At 72.2% G+C, this 9,110-nt stretch carries 5 protein-coding genes and 9 pseudogenes; all 14 read right to left on the minus strand.

All coding sequences use genetic code 11. The features are described 5' to 3' along the window. Positions 1 to 503: MMPL family transporter (locus tag UG55_RS26520; protein ID WP_157901567.1), on the minus strand; the 503-nt coding region annotated here is incomplete at its 3' end. 1,254 nt (positions 504 to 1,757) lie between these two features. Then, on the minus strand, positions 1,758 to 1,909 hold a 152-nt coding region (locus UG55_RS44765; protein ID WP_242425158.1), incomplete at its 5' end, for a pseudouridine-5'-phosphate glycosidase. Position 1,910: 1 nt separating this feature from the next. Next, positions 1,911 to 2,690 (minus strand): annotated as a pseudogene (locus UG55_RS26530) (pseudouridine-5'-phosphate glycosidase); the annotation flags it as partial. Positions 2,691 to 2,791: 101 nt separating this feature from the next. Next, positions 2,792 to 3,249: pseudogene (locus tag UG55_RS44770) on the minus strand (ATP-dependent chaperone ClpB); the annotation flags it as partial. Between the two features lies 1 nt (position 3,250). Then, positions 3,251 to 3,423 (minus strand): annotated as a pseudogene (locus UG55_RS44775) (AAA family ATPase); the annotation flags it as partial. 1 nt (position 3,424) lies between these two features. Continuing rightward, positions 3,425 to 4,334 (minus strand): annotated as a pseudogene (locus tag UG55_RS44780) (AAA family ATPase); the annotation flags it as partial. A 1-nt stretch (position 4,335) separates the two neighbouring features. Beyond that, a pseudogene (locus UG55_RS44785) lies at positions 4,336 to 4,634 on the minus strand (ATP-dependent chaperone ClpB); the annotation flags it as partial. A gap of 1 nt (position 4,635) precedes the next feature. After that, positions 4,636 to 5,290 (minus strand): annotated as a pseudogene (locus UG55_RS44790) (Clp protease N-terminal domain-containing protein); the annotation flags it as partial. 1 nt (position 5,291) lies between these two features. Further along, positions 5,292 to 5,404: pseudogene (locus UG55_RS44795) on the minus strand (hypothetical protein); the annotation flags it as partial. A gap of 498 nt (positions 5,405 to 5,902) precedes the next feature. Continuing rightward, positions 5,903 to 6,496, minus strand: coding sequence for a heat shock protein transcriptional repressor HspR (locus UG55_RS46085; RefSeq protein WP_066074676.1), 594 nt, complete (start codon positions 6,494 to 6,496; stop codon positions 5,903 to 5,905). Continuing rightward, a partial coding sequence (locus tag UG55_RS44800) for a DnaJ C-terminal domain-containing protein (RefSeq protein WP_304440461.1) occupies positions 6,493 to 6,905 on the minus strand: 413 nt, incomplete at its 5' end. The genes UG55_RS46085 and UG55_RS44800, both read right to left, overlap by 4 nt. Position 6,906: 1 nt before the next feature. Then, positions 6,907 to 7,671, minus strand: a pseudogene (locus UG55_RS44805) (DnaJ domain-containing protein); the annotation flags it as partial. Positions 7,672 to 7,842: 171 nt separating this feature from the next. Continuing rightward, on the minus strand, positions 7,843 to 8,667 hold the full coding sequence (grpE, locus tag UG55_RS26550; RefSeq protein WP_066074680.1) for a nucleotide exchange factor GrpE: 825 nt from the start codon (positions 8,665 to 8,667) through the stop codon (positions 7,843 to 7,845). Positions 8,668 to 8,748: 81 nt separating this feature from the next. Beyond that, positions 8,749 to 9,110: pseudogene (locus tag UG55_RS26555) on the minus strand (Hsp70 family protein); the annotation flags it as partial.

The raw sequence follows: 9,110 nt of genomic DNA on the forward strand, positions 1-9,110 counted from the left end.
GTGTAGGTGTCGGCGAGCCGGCCCGCGGGTCCGGTGAGAGCGGTCTGCAGGCCGGGCTCCGCCGCCGCGGCGCGATGGGCGATGTCGCGGATCTCCTCGACGTCGCCGGTGAATCTCTCGACATCCTTGGTCTGTGGCATCGGAATGGTGATCAGTGCTGCCTGCTGATCAGTCGAGGGAAGTACGGCCGGAATGGGAGTGGCCGAGAACGGAGCCAGTTCCGTCCGCAGATCATCGGCAATCACGAGATCGTTCTGGGTAAGGCCGGTGTCGCGGGCCAGGACAACCACCGCGGGTACCGAGTCGCCGCCGGGAAGGGCTTCCTGAGCCTCCAGGACGCGCGTTGACTCGGCCTCCTCGGGGAGGAACGCCGCCGCATCGTTGGTCTGCGCGTCGGTGAGCCTGAACGCGAGCGGGCTGATCGCCACGCCAGCCGCCAGCCACACCAGGACGACCAGCCAGGGAAACAAGCGCCCCGAAGCGGCGTGACGCGGCCGGACCATGCGAATGCCCTCTCCTTCTTATCTCCCACCGCCGATGCTGCCAGCTCGGAGCGTTCGGCGCCCGCCACGATCGATGATCCCCCGACCCGACGCCGGAAATGCCGATCGCCGTGACGATGTGTACCGGGANGATGGCTGCGCGCTGCGGGGTGTCTCCCCCATGGGGAATTCTTCTGTTGTCAAGGGGGGTACCAAGTGCCCAGGTCGGCGGGCCGCTGTCCCGACAGTGACATCGATCGGGCGCGTTGTGGCGGGGTTTGCTGCGGCATTGTGGGAGGGGCGCCGACGCGCCTTTCCGCGTGAATGGTGAGAATCCTGCCGGCCCGGCGAGATCATTCGGGCCGCCATTGTCTTGGGGGTACCCGGTGAACGAACGGGACGAAAGTCGGCGGGCCGTGGTGGAATCCGGCCGCAGTGGGCCAGGAGGCGCCAGTGGCTCGGGAGGCACGCGTGGCGGCCGTGGGCGGCGGGTGAACCGCGGCCGGAGTGGGCGCCGAGGCCGGGCCGCCGCACTGCTGTCGCTCGCCGCCATGGCCCTGGCGACCGCGGCCTGCCAGAGCGGATCTGGCGGCATCGGGGAACTGCTCCAGCCCACCTCGGTGGCCGCGCCGCCCACCTCGCCGCCGCCCGCCTCGCCGCCGCCCACCGGGACCTCGCTGAACGCGGACAACTACCTGCTGACCGAAGGCCCGATCACCGCGGGATTCACCGCGTCCCCCGCCGAGGCGCAGGCCAACTCCGACCGGGTGTCCGTGGCCGGGGTCGCGGGTTGCCTCGGCGTTCCTGAAAACGATCGTCGCGACGAGTATCTGGACTCCGCTGACGGGCCCAAGTTCACCAGCGATGCCGACGCGATCGTCACGATCACGTCCTCGGCGACAGTCGTCTCCGCGGAGAAGGCTGCCGCCGACCTCGCGCTGCTGAGGAATCCGCGGTTCGCCGACTGCTTCAGCCAGGCATTGCAGGCGGAGTTCGACCGGGCGGTGGAAAGCGGGACAGCGATCGAGATCGTCGCGGTCGAGACCCCGGAACCCCCGGCCGGGGCACAGGCCCTGCTGCGGATCAGCATGGGCGTGACGGTGCGCGGCGAGACCATCGGGCTCGTGCNGGACAACCTGTTCTTCATCGAGGGTCAGGTCGAGGTGACGGTGAACTACACGAACGTCGACAACAACCCGTCACCCGAGCATCTTCAGCGGATAGCCGACCAGATCGCGGGCAAGCTGCAGATCCAGTGACCTGGCCGCCGGCCGGTCAGCGGGCTGCTCGGCGGGCCGCCCACGCGGCCGCGATGTCGGCCGCCACCGCGACGTTGTTGCGTACCACGGCGACGTTCACCTCCAGGCTCGCACCCGCGGTCTCGGTGTGGAAGGACTCCAACAGGAACGGGGTGACGGCCTTGCCCCNCAGTCCCAGCTCGTCCGCCCGCAGCAGCGCCGCCTGAAGGACCTGGTCGTGGACGGCCGGGTCGAGGGCCTGACCGGCCGGCAGCGGGTTCGCGACGACGATCGCCGAGGACAGGCCGAGACCGTCACGGGTGGCCATCGCCTCGGCGACCTGCTGGGCGTCGTCCACCTGCCAGTCCAGCTGATGGTCGGTGGACGGCAGGTAGAAGCCCGGGAAGTTCGAGGTCCGCCAGCCCAGCACGGTGATCCCGAGGGTCTCCAGGCGTTCCACCGTCGCGGCGACATCCAGGATGGACTTGACGCCGGCGCTGACGACGGTGATCGGCGTGGCGGCCAGTGCCGGCAGATCGGCGGATTCGTCGAAGGTCTCGCCGGCCGCGCGGTGCACACCGCCGAGGCCACCGGTGGCGAACACGCGGATTCCGGCGCGAGCCGCAAGCACCGAGGTGGAGGCCACGGTGGTGGCGCAGGTGCGGCCCAGGGCGCGCGCCGCCGGCAGATCACGTACGGATGCCTTGGCCACCTCGGGATCATCGGCGATGCGCCCGAGAGCGGCGTCGTCCAGACCGACGGTGGGCACGCCGTCGATGACGGCGATCGTGGCGGGGACGACACCGCGGCTGCGCAGGATCGCTTCCAGCTCCGCCGCGACCGCGCGGTTGCGCGGGCGCGGCAGGCCATGGGCGATCAACGTCGACTCGAGTGCCACCACCGGGGAGCCCGCGGCCAGCGCGGCCTCGACCTCGGCCGAGACCACCAGACCTGGAACGTTCCGCGCCACTGCTCGACCCTATGCGCAGCGGAGCGGGTGCCGAACCGGGACGGCCCGGCTCGGCACCCTGGCNCTCGGCACCCTGGCACTCGGCACCCCGGTGCGCCGGATCAGACCGCCTGTGCGCTGATCGCCGGGTGGACGGTCAGCGCCGACCGCTGCCGGTCGAGATCGACGACGACCTCGTTGCCGTCCCGCACCTCACCGGCGAGCAGCTCGCGGGCGAGCTGGTCACCGATCGCCGTCTGCACCAGCCGGCGCAGCGGCCGCGCTCCGTAGACCGGGTCGTAGCCGGCCTCGGCCAGCCAGTTCTTCGCGGCATCGGTGACCTGGAGAGCGATCCGGCGGTCAGCGAGGCGCTGCCGGAGCCGCTCGATCTGGATGTCGACGATCCGGGTGAGGTCGTCCCGCCCGAGAGGTTCGAAGACCAGGACGTCATCGAGCCGGTTGAGGAACTCGGGCTTGAATGCCTCGCGCACGGCCACCATCACCGAGTCCCGCCGGACCTGCGGCGCGAGCGTCGGGTCGGCGATGAACGACGAACCGAGGTTCGAGGTCAGGATCAGAANCGTGTTCCGGAAGTCGACGGTGCGGCCCTGGCCGTCCGTCAGCCGCCCGTCGTCGAGGACGGCGAGCAGCACATCGAAGACGTCCGGGTGCGCCTTCTCGACCTCGTCGAGCAGGATCACGCTGTAGGGGCGCCGCCGGATCGCCTCGGTGAGCTGGCCGCCGGACTCGAACCNGACATATCCCGGCGGCGCGCCGATCAGCCGGGCCACCGAGTGCTTCTCGGCGTATTCACTCATGTCGATGCGGACAACCGCGCGCTCGTCGTCGAAGAGGAAATCGGCCAGCGCCTTGGCCAGCTCGGTCTTGCCCACGCCCGTCGGCCCCAGGAAGAGGAACGAGCCCGTCGGCCGGTCCGGGTCGGCGATGCCGGCGCGGGCGCGGCGGACCGCGTCCGACACGGTGCGGACGGCCTCCTCCTGCCCGATCACCCGGCGGTGCAGCTCCTCCTCCATCCGCAGGAGCTTGGCGGTCTCGCCTTCCAGCATCCGGCCGGCCGGAATCCCCGTCCAGGAGGCGACGACCTCGGCGACGTCGTCGGGGCCGACCTCCTCGCTGAGCATCGCCCCGCCGGGGGAGTCGGAGCCCGCGAGCGCGTCCGTCGCCGCGGCCAGCCGCTTCTCGAGCGTCGGGATCGTGCCGTAGCGCAGCTCCCCGGCCCGGGCGAGGTCGAGATCCCGCTCGGCCATCTCGGCTGCGCGGCGGGCGTTCTCCAGCTCCTCCTTGATCTTCTGGACCTCGGAGATCGAGTTCTTCTCCCGCTGCCAGCGCACGGTCAGCGCGGAGAGCTCCTCGCGCTTCTCCGCCAGCTCCCGCTGAAGCCGCTCGCGCCGCTGGCGCGAGGCGTCGTCGTTCTCCTTGGACAACGCCATGTCCTCGATCTCGAGCCGCCGCACGGCGCGCTCCAGCTCGTCGACCGCGACGGGGCGACTGTCGATCTCCATCCGCAGCCGCGAGGCGGCCTCGTCCACCAGGTCGATCGCCTTGTCCGGCAGGAAACGGGCCGTCACGTACCGGTCGGAGAGGGTCGCCGCCGCCACCAGCGCCGAGTCGGTGATCCGCACGCCGTGGTGGACCTCGTAGCGCNCCTTGAGCCCGCGCAGGATGCCGATGGTGTCCTCCACCGAGGGCTCACCGACGATCACGGGCTGGAATCGGCGCTCCAGCGCCGGGTCCTTCTCGATCCGGGTGCGGTACTCGTCCAGCGTCGTCGCGCCGATCATGCGCAGCTCACCGCGGGCCAGCATCGGCTTGAGCATGTTGCCGGCATCCATCGCGCCCTCGGCCGCGCCCGCGCCCACGACGGTGTGCAGCTCGTCGATGAACGTGATGATCTGCCCCTCGGCCTCGCGGATCTCGGTGAGCACCGAGGTGAGCCGCTCCTCGNACTCGCCGCGCAGCTTCGAGCCGGCGACCATCGAACCGAGGTCGAGGGAGACGATCCGCCGGCCGCGCAGCGACTCCGGGACGTCGCCGGCGACCACGCGCAGCGCGAGGCCCTCGACGATGGCGGTCTTGCCGACACCGGGCTCGCCGATCAGGACGGGGTTGTTCTTCGTGCGCCGGGAGAGCACCTGCACCACCCGGCGGATCTCGGCGTCGCGCCCGATCACCGGGTCGAGCTTGCCCTCCCTGGCCCGGGCGGTGAGGTCGATGGAGTACTTCTCCAACGCCCGGTAGGCCCCCTCCGGGTCCCGGCTGGTCACCCGGCGGGCACCGCCGCGCACCCGGTCGAAGGCGCCGCGCAGCGCGTCCGGTGTCGCGCCCGCCTCGGCGAGGACGCGGGCCGCCTCCCCGCCCTCCTCCGCCAGGGCCACGACGAGATGCTCGACGGAGATGTACTCGTCGCCCAGCCGCGCGGCCTGCCGCTCGGCGTTGTTGAGAACGGCGACGAGCTGGCGCGAGAGCTGCGGTGGGGCGACGTTCGCTCCGGCCGCCCGGGGAAGCCGGCCGACCGCGGCCTCGGAACGTGATCGGACGCTGGCCGTCGCCGCGCCCACCGCGTCGAGCAGCGCGGCACCGACGCCGTCCTGGGCTTCCAGNAGCGCGGCCAGCAGGTGCAGGGGGTCGACCAGCGGCGATCCGTCGCCGGTGGCACGGCTGATCGCGGAGGAGAGGGCCTCCTGCGAGCGGGCGGTGAGACGGTCAGCGTTCATGGTGATCCCAGTGTCTCGGAGCGATCGGTGCCAAGGCGGTCCCGCGTAGTCGGTTCCGCGTGATGGAGTCCTGTGTCGTCGGGCGGTGTCCGTCGGCACCGCCCGTCTCCGCTAACAAAGCTCAGCATACCTGAGTCGTTCCCGCTCAATCTGCCGAGCAGACCGGTCCGCGTGTCGGGAATGCGCTGTCGGTTCGTGCGCCCTGGTGGGCGTGGGACGGTTCCTGGGTGCCGGCCGGCAGCTGTTCGCCCGGTCGACAGCTGTTCGCCCGGNCGACAGAGGGGCACGGAGGCCAGACGGTCGGGTGCCAGCGGTCTCGGGTGTGGGCGGTTGCCAGGCGGGCGCCGGGGCGGCGCACGGGCTCGGACGGCGCACGGGCTCGGACGGCGCGTGGTATGCGGCGGTGGGTCTGGCCAGCGGTGCGGCCTGCGGTCCGCGGGGCGTGCTCTCCGGAGTGGGCGCGGACGGGTGCGAGGCCCGCGCCCGGGGCTGACCGGGTCAGCGGCGGTGGCCCGGCCGCCACACGACGACCGCGCCACGCTCGATCGGGACGAGGTCACGCCGGTGGCTCGCATGCGCCTCGGCGACCCGGCGATCGGCCTCGGCGCGGGCGGCGGCCAGCTCCTCGGCGAGCTGGCGGACCTGGGCCTGCAACGCGACGACCTGGGCACCCAGGTGCAGGATCTGGCGGATGCCCTCCAGGTTGACGCCCTCCTCCTGGGAGAGGCGCTGGACCTCCCGGAGCAGCGCGACGTCCCGGGCGGAGTAGCGCCGGCCGCGGCCGGCGGTGCGCCCCGGTGTCACCAGACCGAGCCGGTCGTAGGACCGCAGGGTCTGGGGGTGCATGCCGGCGAGCTGCGCCGCGATGGAGATCACGTAGACCGGTGCGTCGTCGTCATGGGCCGGGCCGGCGACGGGCCCCGGAGGTTGGTAGTAACCGGGACCACGCTCGCTCGCGGACTGCCGCGCACCCGGTGTCCCGGTGGCGGGGGCCGGCCCGGCCGCCGGACCGGCGGCGCCGGTACTGGCACGCCCCCCGGGCCGTCGCGAGGCCTGCGGCGGATCGGAGGTGCGGTTCGGACGCGCGTTCATGCCCGTCCCTCCATCTGGGCTATCAGTGCTTCACGGGGGTCCTCGGGATGCGCCCGCGCGAACTCCTGGAGCGCGGTGCGCGCCTTCGGGGAGAGCTCCGACGGCTTCGGGACCGTCACCTCGAGGGTGACGATGAGGTCGCCGTTCTCCTCGCCGGGGCGGGGAACGCCGCGGCCGCGGGCGCGGAGCCGGCGGCCGCTCGAGGTACCGGGCGGCACCTTCACGGTCAACGGGGTGCCGTCGATCGTGGGCACCTTCACGGAGGCCCCGAGGGCCGCCTCCGTGATGGTCACCGGCAGGGTGATGGTCAGGTTGTGGCCCTCCCGTCTGAAGACGGGGTGGCTCTGGACGTGCACGGTCACCTCAAGGTCGCCGGCTGGCCCGCCGCGCTCGCCGGGTGAGCCGCGCCNACGTACCCGCAGGCGCTGCCCGTTGCTGACCCCGGCGGGGATGCGGATCCGCTGCTCGCGTTCGCGGCGGCCGGTCCCGTGGCAGTCCGGGCACGGATGATCGATGAGGCTGCCCTTGCCGAGGCAGTCCCGGCAGGGCTCCGACAGTGCGAATCCACCCTGGGACCGGGAGATCACGCCGAGGCCCCGGCAGACAGGGCAGGTCCGCGGCGAGGTCCCCGGCCGGGCGGCACTGCCGCCGCAGGTGGTGCAGGTGGCGGCACCCGGTAGCCGCACCGTCGCCTCGAGGCCGGTCAGCGACTTCTCGAACGGGATGGTCACCTCGGCCGCGATGTCGGTGCCCCGGCGTGGTGCCCGCCCGGGCGACGACCGCTGGAAGAGGTTGTCGAAGATCCCGCCGAGCCCGCCGCCGCCGTTGCCGTTCAGCAGATCGTCGAGGTTGATGCCCGAGGTCGCTCCGTACCCCCCCGGGCCACCGAACCCACCCATGCCTGAGCGCCCGTTGCCCGCGCCCGGGTAGGCCCCGGACGCGAACAGCGCGCGCGCCTCGTCGTACTCGCGCCGCCGGCTCTCGTCCGAAAGGACGTCGTAGGCCTCGGAGACCTCCTTGAACCGCGCCTCGGCCTTGAGATCACCGGGGTTCTTGTCCGGGTGCAGCTCCCGGGCGAGCTTGCGGTAGGCCTTCTTGATGTCGGCCGCGGACGCGTCCTTGGGGACACCGAGAGCGGCGTAGTAATCCTTTTCGACCATGTCGCGAACACTCACGGCGCCCCTCCTTCCGTCGTGAACGAACCCGGCGAGCGGGCATCGGAAGCATCCGGGTGCGTGACGCCACCNGGCCGCCGGTCAGGTCGGAGCGAACCGCCCGGGCCGGTGCGGAAAACCGGGCGGGAGGCACGCGAGCGGTCGATCGGCATGGTTCAGTAGGCCATCTCTTCAGTCGGCGCTGACGGTCGGGCCCCCGCGGTCCGGCCCAGGAACGCTGCCGGTGTCGTCCGGTATGGGGGTGTTCTCCCTTTCGGGAGACGCGCCACCTGCCGGCTGACCCTCGCCCACATGCGCCCCGGCGTCGGCCTGCCGGCCGGGTTCGCTCCCGTCGAGGCCGACGTCCGAGCCGCCGTCGCCCTCGTCGGACGGCTCGGCGACCGCGACCTGCGCGGCCCGCAGCACGACGTTCCCACGCCGGTAGCCCGCGCGGAAGATTTCCACGCAGGTTGTCTCGGACACGTCCGACCGGTAGGAGTGCAGCAAGGCGTGATGCAGGTGCGGGTCGAACACGTCGCCCGGGGCGCCGAAGCGCTCCAGACCGGTCGATTCCAGCGCCGTCTCCAGGGACTCGGCGATCGCCTTGAACGGCCCTTCGAGATCGCCGTGGTCCCGGGCGCGACCGATGTCGTCGAGGACCCCGAGCAACGCGGTGAGCAGCTTGGAGACGGCCTGGTCGCCGGCGGCCTCGCGTTCCCGCGAGGCCCGGCGCCGGTAGTTGTCGAACTCCGCCTTGAGTCGCTGCAGGTCGGCGGTCCGTTCGCCGAGCTGGCCGCGCAGGGTGCTGACGAGCTCGGAGTCGGTGCCACCGCCCGCCGGGGCGGGCCCGGCCGAGCCGTCCGGCTCGGTACCGGGCGCGCTCTGACCGGACCCGGGGCGCACCTTGCCGGTCTCGGGATCGATGCGCCGCCTGTCCTTGACGATGGGCTCCTCCGGGCCGCCGTCGCCGCCGGCCCGGCTGTCGTCCAGCCGGTGCTCGCGGTCGGAAGAGGTCACTTCTTGTCCTCCTCGTCGACGATCTCAGCGTCCACCACGTCGTCGTCCGCCTGGCCCGCCCCAGGAGCACCCGTGCCGCCNGGCGCGCTCGCGGCCTGCGCGTACATCGACTCGCCCATGGCCTGGCTGGCCTTGGTGAGCTCGTCCGAGGCCTCGCGGATGGCAGCGATGTCAGTGCCACCGACCGCGCCGCGCAGCGTGCCGAGCTTCTCCTCGACGTCGGACTTCACCGTCGCGTCGATCTTGTCGCCGTTCTCGGCCAGGAAGCGCTCCGTGGAGTACACGAGCGACTCGGCGCGGTTGCGGGTCTCGGCCTCCTCGCGGCGCTGGCGGTCCTCCTCCGCGTACTGCTCGGCGTCCTGCACCATGCGGTTGATGTCGTCCTTCGGCAGCGCCGAGCCGCCGGTGATCGTCATCGACTGCTCCTTGCCGGTGCCCAGGTC

The organism is Frankia sp. EI5c, from assembly GCF_001636565.1.
Classification (GTDB): Bacteria; Actinomycetota; Actinomycetes; order Frankiales; family Frankiaceae; genus Parafrankia.

What these genes read in the sequence shown, in the direction of transcription:
- UG55_RS46085 (WP_066074676.1), bottom strand. Translation starts at nt 6,496, where the DNA reads ATGAACGCGCGTCCGAACCGCACCTCCGATCCGCCGCAGGCCTCGCGA.